Source organism: Phaeobacter sp. JH20_34 (assembly GCF_048056095.1).
Lineage (GTDB): Bacteria > Pseudomonadota > Alphaproteobacteria > Rhodobacterales > Rhodobacteraceae > Phaeobacter > Phaeobacter bryozoorum.
Genome location: NZ_JAYMWT010000021.1, coordinates 62,671 through 76,432, shown reverse-complemented (window position 1 = coordinate 76,432; position 13,762 = coordinate 62,671). Strand labels below are relative to the sequence as shown.

Annotated in this window: 14 protein-coding genes; 4 read left to right on the top strand and 10 right to left on the bottom strand. The window is 64.1% G+C overall.

All coding sequences use genetic code 11. From position 1 onward, the window contains the following. Positions 1–36 precede the first annotated feature (36 nt). The 6 genes from VWZ81_RS14960 to VWZ81_RS14935 all read right to left on the bottom strand — a co-directional run bounded on the left by VWZ81_RS14960 (position 37) and on the right by VWZ81_RS14935 (position 6,884). Entirely contained in the window at positions 37–3,309 is a 3,273-nt protein-coding gene (locus VWZ81_RS14960; RefSeq protein WP_416542876.1) for a MerR family transcriptional regulator, read from the bottom strand. Positions 3,310–3,338: 29 nt separating this feature from the next. Beyond that, on the bottom strand, positions 3,339–3,641 hold the full coding sequence (ihfA, locus tag VWZ81_RS14955) for an integration host factor subunit alpha (protein ID WP_008207184.1): 303 nt from the start codon (positions 3,639–3,641) through the stop codon (positions 3,339–3,341). A 119-nt stretch (positions 3,642–3,760) separates the two neighbouring features. Then, positions 3,761–4,732, bottom strand: a complete 972-nt coding sequence (locus VWZ81_RS14950; protein WP_340545189.1) for a beta-ketoacyl-ACP synthase III — start codon at positions 4,730–4,732, stop codon at positions 3,761–3,763. 15 nt (positions 4,733–4,747) lie between these two features. Continuing rightward, positions 4,748–5,872, bottom strand: a complete 1,125-nt coding sequence (plsX, locus tag VWZ81_RS14945; RefSeq protein WP_340545190.1) for a phosphate acyltransferase PlsX — start codon at positions 5,870–5,872, stop codon at positions 4,748–4,750. Positions 5,873–5,912: 40 nt separating this feature from the next. Next, on the bottom strand, positions 5,913–6,119 hold the full coding sequence (rpmF, locus tag VWZ81_RS14940; protein WP_014874239.1) for a 50S ribosomal protein L32: 207 nt from the start codon (positions 6,117–6,119) through the stop codon (positions 5,913–5,915). A gap of 219 nt (positions 6,120–6,338) precedes the next feature. Next, positions 6,339–6,884, bottom strand: a complete 546-nt coding sequence (locus VWZ81_RS14935) for a YceD family protein (protein WP_340545191.1) — start codon at positions 6,882–6,884, stop codon at positions 6,339–6,341. An 88-nt stretch (positions 6,885–6,972) separates the two neighbouring features. Here VWZ81_RS14935 and VWZ81_RS14930 point away from each other — a divergent pair, with 88 nt between their 5' ends. The 3 genes from VWZ81_RS14930 to VWZ81_RS14920 all read left to right on the top strand — a co-directional run bounded on the left by VWZ81_RS14930 (position 6,973) and on the right by VWZ81_RS14920 (position 10,255). Next, positions 6,973–7,440 carry an outer membrane protein assembly factor BamE gene (locus tag VWZ81_RS14930; protein ID WP_416537752.1) on the top strand — a complete coding sequence of 156 codons (468 nt, stop codon included), beginning with the start codon at positions 6,973–6,975 and terminating at the stop codon, positions 7,438–7,440. A 167-nt stretch (positions 7,441–7,607) separates the two neighbouring features. After that, a complete protein-coding gene (locus VWZ81_RS14925; RefSeq protein WP_416542898.1) occupies positions 7,608–8,402 on the top strand; it encodes a GNAT family N-acetyltransferase in 795 nt (264 codons plus the stop codon). A gap of 65 nt (positions 8,403–8,467) precedes the next feature. Further along, the gene (locus tag VWZ81_RS14920; RefSeq protein WP_416542899.1) at positions 8,468–10,255 is read left to right on the top strand and encodes an ABC-F family ATP-binding cassette domain-containing protein; all 1,788 of its coding nucleotides are present in this window, start codon (positions 8,468–8,470) and stop codon (positions 10,253–10,255) included. Between the two features lie 167 nt (positions 10,256–10,422). Here VWZ81_RS14920 and VWZ81_RS14915 read toward each other — a convergent pair whose 3' ends face one another. From VWZ81_RS14915 to VWZ81_RS14900, 4 genes are all read right to left on the bottom strand, one after another. After that, positions 10,423–10,977 carry a sugar O-acetyltransferase gene (locus tag VWZ81_RS14915; protein WP_416542877.1) on the bottom strand — a complete coding sequence of 185 codons (555 nt, stop codon included), beginning with the start codon at positions 10,975–10,977 and terminating at the stop codon, positions 10,423–10,425. Then, positions 10,974–11,459, bottom strand: a complete 486-nt coding sequence (locus VWZ81_RS14910) for a GFA family protein (RefSeq protein WP_416542878.1) — start codon at positions 11,457–11,459, stop codon at positions 10,974–10,976. Before VWZ81_RS14910 ends, VWZ81_RS14915 begins: the two co-directional genes overlap by 4 nt. Positions 11,460–11,618: 159 nt before the next feature. Beyond that, positions 11,619–12,374: an SDR family NAD(P)-dependent oxidoreductase gene (locus tag VWZ81_RS14905; protein ID WP_416537749.1), complete on the bottom strand. Its 756-nt coding sequence runs from the start codon at positions 12,372–12,374 to the stop codon at positions 11,619–11,621. Positions 12,375–12,446: 72 nt separating this feature from the next. Beyond that, the gene (locus VWZ81_RS14900) at positions 12,447–13,391 is read right to left on the bottom strand and encodes a GNAT family N-acetyltransferase (protein WP_340545197.1); all 945 of its coding nucleotides are present in this window, start codon (positions 13,389–13,391) and stop codon (positions 12,447–12,449) included. A 45-nt stretch (positions 13,392–13,436) separates the two neighbouring features. On the opposite strand from VWZ81_RS14900, the gene VWZ81_RS14895 reads away from it, so the two are divergent. Further along, a complete protein-coding gene (locus VWZ81_RS14895; RefSeq protein WP_340545198.1) occupies positions 13,437–13,574 on the top strand; it encodes a hypothetical protein in 138 nt (45 codons plus the stop codon). Positions 13,575–13,762 lie beyond the last annotated feature (188 nt).

Below are 13,762 nucleotides of genomic sequence, written 5' to 3'. Positions count from 1 at the left end.
ATTTCGCCGCCTCTGCAAGATTAATGTGACGCGACCCTAGGCAGCGCCCCGATGCGCCCGCAATGCCTCGGCACAGGCGCGGGCCTGTCCGACATGATCCGCAGGCAGCTGCGCAATCCCCGCAAGCCGCGACAGCGCGCGGGAGGTCTGCGCAGCGCGCGGCTCCGCCTCATCGGGGATATCAATCACCAGCGGTCGAAGCTCCGGCGCCGCAGCCTCGGCGGGATCGTCGGCGGTAGGGGTGTCAGCGGCAGATGTATTAGCGGCGGGCAGGTCCGCTTCGGCCACATAGGCTGCGGGGAGATCGGGTTCGACAAATTCCTGCCCAGCCGGGGCGGAAACCGGCGCGGCAGGCTCTGCCGGTTCATCCAGCGCCGGCGCCGTCTCCGTGACCTCTGCGACCTCGGTAACCTCGGCCATGGCCTCCTGGTCCGGCGTCGCCGCATCCACAGGCTCTGCGAGCGGCGCGGTCTGCGCCAGCTCTTCAGGCTCTGCCAATTCGGTTGCCTGGCCCAGTTCGACAGGGGCGGTCAATTCGCTCGGCGGGCTCAGCTCGCCCGTGGCAGCCATATCGGAGCCACCCGCGGGCATCGCAGCCGCATCCTCGTCATATGGCTCAGGCGCGATAGGTTCAACCGCGCCTTCGGTCACCTCGGATGCCGGGTCAGCGGTGGCCAGTTCCGTGGCCTCCGCTTCGGGATGCTCCGGCGCGGCAGCCGCAAATCCTGCGTCCCCAAGTCCCACGAGGTCAGGTTCCGGCAGGTCAGGTTCCGGCAGCGCGGCATCCTCCTGCACCGGCGTGGTCAACAGATCCTCATCAACCGCAGGCGCAGCCAAGACCGGATCGCTGACAATGCCCGCGTCCAGCTGCGGATCCTCCAGGGCAACCGGAGCCGCAACCTCAACCTCGGCCGCAACCTCAGCCAGATCTGGCAGCTCTTCCGGCCCCGCCTCCAGTGCTGCCACAGCCTCAAGCTCCGCACGATCGGCAACCGGGTCAGGCATATCCAGCACGTCAGCCGGAGGCGCGGCAGCGTCCGGCGTCTCCGCCGCATCGGCAAAGGCCAGCGGCACATCCTCGGGCGAGAGGGCCTCATTGTCGTCGGGCAGATGATCACCCGCTGCGTCCGTCAGCAGATCGCTGCCCGCCAGTTCGCCCGGCATCAGATCGCCATCTGCCAGCGCGTCATCTGACACATCGCCACCAGCGAAAAAGTCGGTTGTCGCTACCGGCTCGGCAGCTTCCTGTGCGACATCGGCCTCAGGATCGGCCAGCGGCTGCACTGTGACCTCTGGCACGGCCTCCGCCGCAGGCGCGTCCGGTGGCATATCGCCAAGTGCGGGATCGCTGTCCAGCGCCTCAACCACGGGTGCCGGGCTGTCGCCCTGATCAAACACCACGGGATCTTGCGTATCCGTCTCGGCGAGGGCCTCGGCCATCGGCGCATCAGAGTCGGCAGCAAATACATCCGCGCCAGCACCGGCAGGGGCCTCGGCCTCATCGGCGGCAGGCGCCATTGCCATGGAAACCGGCGTTTCCACCTCGGGCGAGGCAAGCTCCTCATCCCCCCAAGGAGAGAGATTCGGCGCCTCGGCCTCGATTGATGCGTCTTCCGCAGTCTCTTCCACGACCTCCGGGATGAGCTCAGGCTCAGGCTCGACCTCAGGCTCAGGCTCAGGTGCGAGGAGCGGCGCGGGCTCGGCTATCTGCTCCACCGGCGCGACAGTTGTCACCGGCTCGCCCGGTTCTGCCATCAGCGCGGCGCTGTCAGACATGGCGCTGTCAGACATGGCGCTATCAGACATGGGGCTGTCAGGCGCATATGGCGCAGGCGCGGCGCTGTCATCTGCGCCCGCATCTGTGTCCAGAGCCATGGCAACCGGGCTGTCCGCTGGACTCTCAACCGGACTCGCAACCGGTATCTCGATTGTCGCCTCCAGCGCCGGATCCGCTGACGGTTCGGCAAGCCTGTTCCCTTCCGGCGCCACCGTCGGGAGCGCCGCAGCCTCGGCGACCTCCACGGTGCCGGGGTCTTGCGACTCCGGCGTCTCCGGCCAGAGCTGCGCCTGCTCCTGCTCCGGCGCATCTGCCGCAGCGTCGACAGGCGCATCCACCAGCGCATCGTCTTCCTCACCAAGCGGCAGGCCCGGTTGGGTCAGCTCCGCTGCATCATCGGATGGCGCCGCCGGGGGCAGGTCCGCGATCGCGTCGGCGGTATCCGCCGGCACGGAAACGTCGGGTGCCTGCGGCATGGCCGCGCCCATCATGGGCGGGAGGTCATCCGCAGGACCATCTGCCTGTGGCGCGCTCTCGGGGGCGTCTGCCATGACATGCAGATCGCTGGTGGGTTCGGCGGCGGCAGGGATGGCGGTTTCGCTGACCGGTGCGGCAGGCGGGTGGACCGAACCAGTCTGCGCTACAGCCGCGTCAATCGGATCCATCGGCGCCATGGCAGGCTCCGCCGCAAGCGGCGCTGCCGGAGCGGGTGCAGCTGCGGCGGGTGGAACATCTGCCAGTGGGGCAATTGATGCCGCGCCCTGAGGTTGCACTGGCGTCAGGGGGGCAGCGCCGGTTTCGGGCTGCGCCGGGACAGGGCCAGCATCGAAAGGCTGCGCCACGGCGGCGGCGTCGAAGGCGGCAGCCTCAACCGGACCGGCATCCACCGGTGAGGTTGCTGCGGATCCGACCACTGGCGCGGGCGGGCCACCTGCGGTGGGCGCTGCGGGCATTCCGGGCGCAACAGGCGCGGCGGAGGCAGGGGCCATTGGTGCAGCGGCAGGAGTGGTCGCAGCGGCGGCGACAGGCGCGGTGACAGGCGCGGTGACAGGCGCAGTGGCGGGCACGTCCGCAACAGGCATCTCAACAGCGGGGGCGGCTGCCACCTCTGGCGTCTGCGCGGTTGCAGGCTCGGGCGCGGGCGCTTCGGCGTCGGAGAAAAGATCACCCCCGGACAGCTCCGCGCTGGCGGGTTCCTCCTGCGCCTCTGCGACCGTGGCCTCAATTGTGTCCGCCTCGACCGTGTCGGCATCTATCGGGGCGCCACCGCCCATCGCGGCGACATGGACCGGGCCATGTTCGCGCAACAGCGCCTGCACATCCTTGATGGACAGCCCCTTGTCGTGCAGCAAGTATTTGATGCTGCTGATCAATTCCACATCGGCAGGACGATAGTACCGGCGTCCGCCTGCGCGTTTGACCGGTTTGATCTGGGTGAATTTGCTTTCCCAGAAACGCAAGACATGCGCCTGGATCCCCAGCCACTCCGCAACTTCGCTGATGGTGCGGAAGGCGTCTGGTGATTTTGACATCGCGTGGTGTGTCCCGTGGTTACTGACCGTTATTTACGGTTCCCGTCTGCCACCCGGTCCTTCATCAGATGCGATGGTCGAAAGGTCAAAACCCGGCGAGGCTGAATGGGCACCTCTTCGCCGGTCTTCGGGTTGCGGCCAACGCGGGCGGATTTATCGCGCACGCTGAATGTCCCGAAGGAAGAAATTTTGACCTGTTCCCCACGGACCAGGGCGTCAGACATATGCTGAAGCATGCTTTCCACCAGCTGCGCGCTTTCGTTGCGCGACAGGCCAACCTCGCGGAAGACCGCTTCACTCAAATCCATTCGTGTTAGTGTTTTTTCGCCCATGACTATCCCCGCTGTTTGGCAAAGCATAGGGCGGGGGGAATTTCCCTGTCAATATCAATGAATTGCATCGCGGAGTTCCGCCCGTAAAATCGCGCCGCTTCTCGGGCTGGCTTTGCCGCTTACCAGCGCAGGACAACCGATCCCCAGGCCAGACCGCCGCCGATGGCTTCGGTGACGACCAGATCGCCCTGTTTGATCTGGCCGCGTTCCTTGCCCACTGACAGCGCCAGCGGGATCGAGGCAGCCGAGGTATTGCCGTGGTCTTGCACGGTGACCACCACCTTTTCCATCGGCAGGCCCATCTTCTTGGCGGTGCCCTGGATGATGCGGATATTGGCCTGATGGGGCACGATCCAATCGACATCGGCGGCGGTCAGGCCGGCGCGCTCCAGCGCGGTATTGGCAGTGGAGGCCAGTTTCTCGACCGCATGGCGGAACACCTGATTGCCCTGCATCCGCAGATGGCCGGTGTTCTGGGTGGAAACGCCGCCATCCACATAAAGCAGATCCTTGTAGCGGCCGTCGGAATTTAGGTCGGTGGCCAGAATACCACGGTCGGCACTGGTGCCTGCGCCGTCCTGCGCTTCCAGAACCAGCGCACCGGCACCATCGCCGAACAGCACACAGGTGGAGCGGTCGCTCCAGTCCATGATCTTGCTGAAGGTCTCGGCCCCGATCACCAGCACCTTTTCGGCCTGCCCGGAGGCCACCAGCGCATTGGCGTTGCTCAGCGCATAGACAAACCCGGCGCAGACCGCCTGCACGTCAAAGGCAAAGCCACGGGTCATGCCCAGCTGGGCCTGCACCATGGTGGCAGCAGAGGGGAAGGTGAGATCGGCGGTCGATGTGGCCACCACGATGGCGTCGATATCATCCGCGGTCAGCCCGGCATCATCCAGCGCCTTTTCAGCGGCCTTGGTGGCCATGAAGGAGGTGGTCTCGCCGTCGGCGGCGAAATGGCGGCGCTCAATCCCGGAGCGGCTGCGAATCCATTCGTCCGACGTATCCAGCGTGGCTTCGAATTCCGCGTTCTCGACCACGCGTTCAGGGAGATAATGCCCGGTCCCGACAATTACTGCGCGTCGCGTCATTCTGATGCCTGCCTTTTAGTCTTTTTTGGTGGGCGCCTGGTCGGTTTTGGTCTCGTCCATTTGCGCTGGTTTATCTTGGGTAAGCGCCACAGAGGATGCAACCCGTGCGGCGAGTTTTTCTGCAAACCCCTGCTGGGCAAGACGGAAGGCCAGCTTCACCGCCGCCGAGACACCGGTGGCATCCGCGCCACCATGGGATTTCACCACGGTGCCATTGAGACCAAGGAAAACACCGCCATTGACCCGGCGCGGGTCCATGCGCTTGGACAGCCGCTTGAGCGAGGTCATCGCCAGCAGCGCCGCAATCCTGGACAGGAACGAATATTCAAAGGCTTCCCGCAGGGCGACACGCATCAGGCTGGCAGTGCCCTCGCCGGTCTTGATCGCGACATTGCCGGTGAACCCGTCGGTGACGATCACATCGGCGACATCGCCGGGGATATCGCTGCCCTCGACAAAACCGACAAAGTCAAACCCCCCGGTTTCGGAATGATCCGAGATCAGCCCATAGGCTTCTTTCAGGTCGGCATGTCCCTTGTGCTCTTCGGTGCCGACATTCAACAGGCCCACGCGGGGGCGGGGTATGTCCATCGAATTGCGCACATAAGAGGTGCCCATCATGGCGTATTGCAGCAGATCCTGCGCGTCGGCGCGCACATCGGCGCCAACATCGAGCATCACGTTGAAGCCCTGCGGATTGCGCGACGGCCAGAGAATCGCAATGGCCGGGCGGTTCACACCGGGCAGCTTGCGCAGCCGCAGCATCGACAGCGCCATCAGCGCGCCGGTATTGCCGCAGGAGACCGCACCGGCGGCTTCACCCTCCTTGACCGACTCCAGCGTCGACCACATCGACGTGCCCTTGCCGTGGCGCATCACCTGAGAGGGCTTGTCCTCCATGGTGACCACATCGCGGGCATCGCGGAATTCCACCCGGCCGTCGAGAATACGCTTCTTGGCGACCAGCGGCGTCAGCTGTTCTTCGGGACCATGCAGGATGAACCCCAGATCGGGGTTCTTTTCGGCGGACATGGCAATGCCGGCCACCACAACTGCAGGGCCGGCATCTCCGCCCATGGCGTCAACCGAAATAACTATGCGGCCGGCATTCTTCTGCATCTGATCGGGTTTACCCGCCATGAAAATGCCTGCCTGACATTAAGTCTGGTGCAGACGCGGCTTAGGCCGCGTCTTCGTCCATGTCGATCTCGTCAGCGGCTGCGACGATTTCTTTCTCGTCGTAGTGGCCGCAGGAGGGGCATACGTGGTGCGGACGCTTCAGTTCGCCACAGTTGCCGCATTCGTTCGGGTTTGCAGCAACCAGTGCATCGTGCGCGCGGCGGTTGTTGCGACGCGACTTGGATACTTTGTTCTGTTGGACAGCCATGTCTCAACCTTTGTCACTTGGGGCCTTGGGGCTGTCCCCGCGGCGCGTTTCACATTCAATGTTTCGATCGGTCTGCCGTGCGTTTAGGCCTCAGCCTTGCCGATGTCCAACCAAAATTCCGATGAGCGCGCGAAAATACTGCGAATTGACGCTGGCGCAAGTGGTTTTTTGGCCGGTCAGCGCATGAACACCAATCGGAATCGTCTGGCCGCTCTCTTTTCAGTCTTCGCGGCTGCCGTCAAGCTGATCACGCAGCGCGGCCAGCCCGGCAAAGGGCTTTGTGTCCTCGTCGCGCATCGGGGCAACACCCGGTTCGGCGTGCACTGATTCTCCGAGCGAGACGCCGTCTTTACGGGGGTATTGCGGCAGCGCCAGCGCCAGCGCTTCGACCATCACCTCATGCGGGGAGATATGGCTGCCCAGCGGTTCGCTGGTGTCATCCTCAGGCATCTCCACCTCTTCCTCGCTGTCGGGATGCACCATCCCGGCGATAAAGCTGCGGCGCACCTTCTGATCAATGCGGGTGGTCACCGGATCCAGTGTCACCACGCAGGGCTGCACCACGGTGGCGCCCAGATCCGCAACCAGTTCCCAGTCACGTTTGCCCAGAGCGCGGATCTCTCCGGCAAAGCGCAGTTTGCGCAGATCGTCGACGCCCAGCTCCTGCGCGAGGGCGGTCAGACCAGCGGCGTCGGGGCGCAGTTCGAACGAGGTTGCGCGGTTTTGCGGCAGGTCAGCGACCCGAAAAGCGGTGCTCTCAGACATTTGGGGGACTTTCGTTTCTTGAACCGGAGGCTTGGTTTAGGTAATCCGGTTCAAAGGCGTATTCAAGCCGGGGGGGTAAGAGAGTAGCATGGCATCCAAACGTATGAGGTCGCTGAAGGCGGCGATAAGGGTCACGGTTCTCTTGGTAGCGGGGCTCGCGGTTGGCGCCTGTTCCATGTACCGCAAGCACGGATATGTCCCCAGCGAAGAGCTGCTGTCAGAGGTGGTTGTCGGCGTTGATACCAAGGACAGCGTTGCTGAAACCATTGGGGTTCCGGCGGCAGAGGGCGTGCTGACCGATGGCGGCTACTACTATGTTTCCACCCTGATGCGCCGCCGCGGACCTTCGGCCAGCAAGCCGGTCTCGCGGGAGCTGGTTGCGATCAATTTCAACGATCAGGGCGTGGTCACGGGGATCGAGCGCTACGGTCTGGAGCAGGGCCGGGTGATTCCCCTGCAACGCCGCGTGACCAGCTCCAACGTGCAGGACAAGACCTTCCTGCGCCAGCTGCTGGGCAGCCTCGGCAACTTTGGTCCCGGTGGGCTGATCGAATGATGCGGCGGGTCTGATCGGCCTGCATATCAAATTCTGAGAAAGCCATCCCGATCCGGGGTGGCTTTCGTCGTTTGGCTGATACGTGATCCATGCTAGGCAGGCCACAGGCTGCGGTGCCTGTGGTCGCTGGAAGAGCTGCGTTGCGTGATCTGTTGCCCCTTGTGAAGATGTCCCCTGCAAAGGTCGCGCCGCGGCCGCTGCTGTGTCGTGGCCGCTATCGGGTCCGGCTGATTGATGGCGCCGGGCAGGTGGCCGGTGATGGCGGCGATCTGCAACGGGCGCGGGCGCTGCGAAGCCTGTGTTTCGGCCGCAGCAAGCTCGACGCAGAACCGTTGGACCTGCGCTGCCGGCATATGCTGATCGAGGATCAGGCCAGCGGTGTTCTGGTCTGTTGTTTTCGCCTTCTGCTGCTGCCAGATGGCGCATGTATCGCCCAGAGTTATTCCGCGCAAAGATATGATCTGAATATGTTTTCCGCCCGTCGTGGCCCGTTGCTGGAGCTGGGTCGGTTCTGCATCCATCCCGATTGGCAGGATGCCGATATCCTGCGGCTTGCCTGGGGGGCGCTGACGGCGTTTGTCGATGATCACGGGGTCGAGCTGCTGTTTGGCTGCTCGTCCTTTCAGGGTGTTGATCCGGCGCCCTATGGGCAGGCCCTTGCCCTGCTGCTGGCCCGTCATCAGGCACCGACCGGGCAGGGGGTGGGGGTGCGGGCGGCGCAGGTGCTGCCCCTTGCGGCACTGGATCTGCCGCCCGTGGATGGCAAGGCGGCGCAGCAGCAGATGCCGCCCCTGTTGCGCACCTATCTGATGATGGGCGGCTGGGTTAGCGACCATGCGGTGATCGACCGCGAGCTTGGCACGCTGCATCTGTTTACGGCGGTGGAAATCGCCACTATTCCCGCAGCGCGCAAACGTCTGCTGCGCGCCATTGTCACTGGCGTTGACCATCCGGTGCGCTGACAGCCGTTGACCTGCCCCGCGCCCCGGTTTAGCAGCCTCACATGGCACGTATTCCTCTTTTACAGATGTCCGGTATCTCCCTCACCTTTGGGGGCGATCCGGTGTTCGCGGATCTTGATCTGGTGGTGCAACCCGGCGACCGGGTGGCGCTGGTCGGGCGCAATGGCTCCGGCAAATCCACCCTGATGAAGGTGATGGCCGGTCTGGTCGAGGCCGACACCGGCTCGCTGGTGGTGCCGCCGGGCAAATCCGTCGGCTATATGGAGCAGGACCCGCAGATGACCGGGTTTGCCACGCTGGGCGATTTTGCCAGTTCCGAACTGGATCCGGGCGAGATGTACAAGGTGGAGCGCGCAGGCGAGGGGCTGAAGTTTGATCCCGCCCGCCCTGTGGCGACGGCCTCCGGCGGTGAAAAACGCCGCGCGGCGCTGGCCAAGCTGATGGCCGAGGCACCCGATCTGATGCTCTTGGACGAGCCGACCAACCATCTGGATATCGAGGCGATCACCTGGCTTGAGAATGAGCTGAAATCGACCCGCGCCGCCTTTGTGCTGATTTCGCACGACCGGGCGTTTCTGCGCGCCCTGACCCGCGCGACGCTGTGGGTGGACCGGGGGCAGGTGCGCCGTCAGGAGAAGGGGTTTGATGCCTTTGAGGCCTGGCGCGACAAGATCTGGGAAGAAGAAGACCAGCAGCGGCATAAGCTGAACCGGCTGATCAAATCCGAAAGCCGCTGGGCGGTGGAGGGCATCTCCGCCCGCCGCAAACGCAATATGGGCCGGGTGCGCGCGCTTCAGGATCTGAAGGCGGAGCGGTCCAGCCAGATCAAGCGGCAGGGCACGGCTGAGCTGGCGCTGGACGCGGGCCCGAAATCGGGCCGCAAGGTGATCGAGGCCGAAGGGCTGACGAAATCCTACGGTGACAAGGCAATTGTGCGGGACTTCTCGCTGAAGGTGCAGCGCGGCGATCGCGTTGCCTTTGTCGGGCCGAATGGGGCAGGTAAGACCACGCTCCTGAAGATGCTGCTGGGGCTGGAACAGCCTGATGAAGGCCATGTGCAGATGGGCACCAATCTGGAGCTGGCGCTGTTTGATCAGACCCGCGATCAGCTGGATGGCGATGCCAGTCTCTGGGAAAACCTGACCTCGGATCCGCTTCTGGGGATTTCGGGCAAGGCGGATCAGGTGATGGTCCGGGGGCAGCCTAAACATGTGGTCGGCTACCTGAAGGAATTTCTGTTCGACGAGGCGCAGGCCCGCGCGCCGGTGCGGTCCCTGTCCGGCGGCGAGAAGGCGCGTCTCTTGCTGGCGCGGCTGATGGCGCGGCAGAGCAACCTGCTGGTGCTGGACGAACCGACCAATGATCTGGATGTTGAGACGCTCGACCTGTTGCAGGAACTCCTGGACAGCTACGATGGCACGGTTCTGCTGGTGAGCCACGACCGGGATTTTCTGGACCGCGTGGCCACCACCACCATCGCCATGGAAGGCGGCGGGCGCGCCACGGCCTATGCGGGGGGCTGGAGCGATTACCTCTCGCAGCGTGCCCCGGTCGAAGGTGCGGCGGAGAAGGCGGAGAAAGCCAAGGCGAGCAAGCCGAAACCCAAGCAGGAAGCCCAGCCCAAGGACGGTCTGAGCTTTAAGGAAAAACACCGGCTGGAGGCGCTGCCCGGCGAGATCGACCGGCTGGAGGCGGAGATCGCCAAATTGCAGCAGCTGATGGCCGATCCCGAGCTGTTCACCCGCGAACCGGTGAAGTTCCAGAAGGCCACCGATGCGCTGGTGGAGCGGCAGGAGAAACTCTCTGCCGCTGAGGAAGAATGGCTGGAGCTGGAAGAGAAATCCGCAGGCTGAAGCCCCTCTGATTTTTCGGTAAGCAGGGCTGACCCAATGTTTCGCGTGCGAAACATTGGGTCAAAGACGTTGCCATAGTCGTTTGTAAAATATAAATTTTTCCTGATTGAAGCCTGAGGCGGCGCGCGGTTGCTGCGCAACGGGTGCGAGTTTTGACCCTGCGGATGCTAGCGAGGGAGCGTCCGCGCCGGATTGCCGACCACTGTCACCCCGGCCTCCACATCTCGTGTCACCACCGCGCCGGCACCGACGATGGCGCCATCGCCGATGCTGACGCCGGGCAGGATGATCGCGCCGCCACCGATCCAGACATCGCACCCCAGCGTGACCGGATGGGCGATTTCCAACCCCTTGGCGCGCAAGGCTTTATCCTTATGGTGCTGGGCGCAGAAGATCTGCACATTCGGCCCCAGCATGGAGCGGTCCCCAATGCGCACCGGCGCGGTATCAAGGATGGTGCAGCCCGCGTTCAAATAGACCTGATGCCCGAGGGTGATATTGACCCCGTAGGCGCAGTGAAACGGGGCCTCGATCAGGCAATTCTGCCCATGTTCTGCAAAGAGGGCTGCCAGTGACGGGCTGAGGCTGTCGCCGGGGTCAGGGGGGCGGTGATTGTGCTGATGCACCGCCAGACGGGCCTGATGACGCAACGCGGAGAGTTCGCTGTCCAGGCAACAGTACCAGTCGCCCGCCTGCATCTTTTGTCGTTCGGATCTGCTCATGCCGGATCCCTGCCGGGCGCGGAGGGTGCGATGGTATTGACGTAATCATCCATCAGATCCGCCAGCTCCTTTGCCGTGGTGGGGAAGCGGGCATAGCTGTGAGAGGCCGGAACCGTCGCCCAGGGCTGTTTGTCCTCGGTCATGACTTCGACAAAGGGGGTGAACCAAGTCAGATCATCCAGCAAAGAGGCGCGCAGGTTCACCCGTTCTGGTGCCGCCTTCAGGCGGGAGAGGACAAAGCTGAGGCAGGTCGGGCAGTAATAATGGTTGCGCTCTTCGCTGTGTTTTCCACCCAGCACCAGCTCTCCCGTGACGGTGACCGCCTCTGCCGGAAACATGACGGTCAGGGAATAGGCGCTGGCGGCAAGTTTCTGACAATCTCGGCAGTGGCAGGCCAGCGTCAGCAGGGGGGAGGCGGTGACATGCAGCTGGACAGCACCGCAGAGACAGGCGCCGGTCAGCGGCAGGTTGGGCTGGGTCATGGGTCTGCTCCCCCTCGGCAAGGTTGTGCGACAGGCTAGCGGAGAACCGGGAGGCTGTCGCTGATCAATTCCGTATTGCGCGGAGAGGGGAGAGGGGGTGTCTCAAGGGGTGGTCTGCCCCTTGAGGTCTTGGTTTCGATGCGGGTAACCGAGAGCGCCTCAGCGCATCCGCAGCGCGCCGTCGAGGCGGATCACCTCGCCGTTGAGATAGCCCATCTCGACGATGAACCCGGCCAGACGGCCATATTCGGCAGGGTCGCCAAGGCGGGCCGGGTTGGGCACATCGGCGGCGAGCTGCTGCTGCACCTCTTCCGGCAGGCCCGCCAGCATCGGGGTCATGAAGATGCCCGGCGCGATGGTCATCACCCGCACGCCAGAGGACGCGAGATCACGGGCCATCGGCAGGCACATGCCCACAACGCCGCCTTTGGAGGCGGCATAGGCGGCCTGGCCTTTTTGGCCGTCAAAGGCCGCGATTGACGCGGTGTTGATGATGACACCCCGGCCACCGTCTGCCTCAGCCTCGCATTTGGCGATTTCCACCGCAGCGAGCCGGGCGACGTTGAAGGTGCCGACAAGGTTGATGTCGATGGTGCGCTGATAGGCATCCAGAGGGTGCGCGCCATCGCGGCCCACGGTCTTGATGCCAAGGGCGATGCCTGCGCAGTTCACGCAGACGTTGATCTTGCCCATCTTCTCGCTGGCAAGCGCCATGGCGGCGGCAACCGACTCTTCGCTGGTGACGTCGGTCTGGGCAAAATGCCCGCCGATTTCTTCGGCTACGGCAGCGCCGCGTTCGGCGTCACGATCCAAGAGCGTGACCTGGGCGCCTTGGGCGGCAAAATGACGGGCGGTGGCCTCACCAAGGCCAGAGGCGCCGCCGGTGATGACGGCGGCGGTTTGCGACAGTTTCATGAGCAGGGCTCCTCCCGGGGGTCTATGCTATCGGGTTCATATCTGAACGTGTGTTCAGATAATCACGTCCCCCTAGCAGTGTCCAGAGAGCCCGGGGTTCATCAGCCGTTTGTCGAGCGCGGCGAGCGGACGCAGCAGGCGACCCAGCGGCGGCCAATAGGCCCAGGTGCCACCCAGCTGGTGCAGCCGTGCGCCGGTGCCCAGTTTGAAGCGGGCCAGACCGGCGGCGTTTTCGGTGTTGATCACGCCAAGGTCGAGCTGTTCATAGCCGCGTTTGGCAAGCCAGGACATCGCCTCCCACATCAGCAGGTTATGGGCGGACAGCGCCTTGCCGCGATCGGTGGTATGGCCGATGTGATAGGTGGCGCCACGCCCATGGCAGAGCACCAGCACGGCGGCGACGATCTCCTTGCCGTCATGGGCTTCGAAAATCTTGGCCATCCCCTTGTTCTCGCGGGCATAGGCCAGGGTCAGATCCACCGGCCAGTTGCGATAGCCGCGGCTGGATTGCTGCGCGGCATCAGCAGCAAAGATCCAATGCGCCGGGGTCTGGGGCAGGGATTGGCGGGTGATGCGCAGCCCCTGCTGTTCGCCATGGACCAGCCGGTTGCGCCATTTCTGATGCAGCGCCGCGCGGCGCTGATCCGGGTCACCGGTGAGGTCGAGCAAACCGACATGCGCCGGGCTGACCAGCGCCACCGCGCCGTGGCGGGCGAGGGCGGGGGTCGGCGTTTCTGGCGACAGGATGACGGGCGTGCGGCGCAGGCCGTTTTCCTGCAATTGTTCCAGCAGTCGCAACGGCTTGTCGATGCGGGCGCGGTTGACCATGGCCACGTTGATGCGGCCCCAGAGCTTGCGGCGCATGACGACGGTGCCTTTCATCTGGTTCAGCACCAGAGGGTCCTTGCCCGTCGCCTGAAGCGCGCGGGCAAATTCCGCCGATTGCGGTAGGGCAGAGATGGTTTCGTCGCGGAGAATGGGGCGGGGCATGACATCTGCTGGTGTGAAATCGAACATGGCGCCATTAACCGCAGCGAAACCTAAATGATGGTTAATGAAGATATGAAAAATGCGAATAAAATTCGAAATCATTCCGCACCGGCTCCGCGGGTCACCAAAGCTGCGGCTCTTCTGGTGGCTCTGGCGCTGTCGCTGCCGGTTGGGCTGGTGCTGATGCTGCTGGATCTCTGGGTGCTGTGAAGCCTTTTGTTTTAGCCCGGGATCCGAGGGCAGGGTCTTGGCAGCAGCTCCGGTGCACGGCGGTGATGCCCTGTCGTGATGCGCTGCCACGCCGCGCCTTCGCGTGGCGCCCCGCCCAACGGGAACACCCCATCCGGGATGGGGGATGACGGGCGGGAGCCTTTTGCGGAGGTTCCCGCAACGCCTCG

Excerpts from the sequence above, each read along its gene's own strand:
- ihfA (WP_008207184.1), bottom strand. The coding sequence starts at position 3,641 with ATGGGCGAAAAAACACTAACACGAATGGATTTGAGTGAAGCGGTCTTC.
- VWZ81_RS14950 (WP_340545189.1), bottom strand. The coding sequence starts at position 4,732 with ATGACGCGACGCGCAGTAATTGTCGGGACCGGGCATTATCTCCCTGAA.
- VWZ81_RS14930 (WP_416537752.1), top strand. The coding sequence starts at position 6,973 with ATGGCATCCAAACGTATGAGGTCGCTGAAGGCGGCGATAAGGGTCACG.
- VWZ81_RS14920 (WP_416542899.1), top strand. The coding sequence starts at position 8,468 with ATGTCCGGTATCTCCCTCACCTTTGGGGGCGATCCGGTGTTCGCGGAT.
- VWZ81_RS14960 (WP_416542876.1), bottom strand. The coding sequence starts at position 3,309 with ATGTCAAAATCACCAGACGCCTTCCGCACCATCAGCGAAGTTGCGGAG.
- VWZ81_RS14900 (WP_340545197.1), bottom strand. The coding sequence starts at position 13,391 with ATGTTCGATTTCACACCAGCAGATGTCATGCCCCGCCCCATTCTCCGC.
- rpmF (WP_014874239.1), bottom strand. The coding sequence starts at position 6,119 with ATGGCTGTCCAACAGAACAAAGTATCCAAGTCGCGTCGCAACAACCGC.
- plsX (WP_340545190.1), bottom strand. The coding sequence starts at position 5,872 with ATGGCGGGTAAACCCGATCAGATGCAGAAGAATGCCGGCCGCATAGTT.
- VWZ81_RS14910 (WP_416542878.1), bottom strand. The coding sequence starts at position 11,459 with ATGACCCAGCCCAACCTGCCGCTGACCGGCGCCTGTCTCTGCGGTGCT.
- VWZ81_RS14895 (WP_340545198.1), top strand. The coding sequence starts at position 13,437 with ATGAAAAATGCGAATAAAATTCGAAATCATTCCGCACCGGCTCCGCGG.
- VWZ81_RS14935 (WP_340545191.1), bottom strand. The coding sequence starts at position 6,884 with ATGTCTGAGAGCACCGCTTTTCGGGTCGCTGACCTGCCGCAAAACCGC.
- VWZ81_RS14905 (WP_416537749.1), bottom strand. The coding sequence starts at position 12,374 with ATGAAACTGTCGCAAACCGCCGCCGTCATCACCGGCGGCGCCTCTGGC.
- VWZ81_RS14915 (WP_416542877.1), bottom strand. The coding sequence starts at position 10,977 with ATGAGCAGATCCGAACGACAAAAGATGCAGGCGGGCGACTGGTACTGT.
- VWZ81_RS14925 (WP_416542898.1), top strand. The coding sequence starts at position 7,608 with ATGTCCCCTGCAAAGGTCGCGCCGCGGCCGCTGCTGTGTCGTGGCCGC.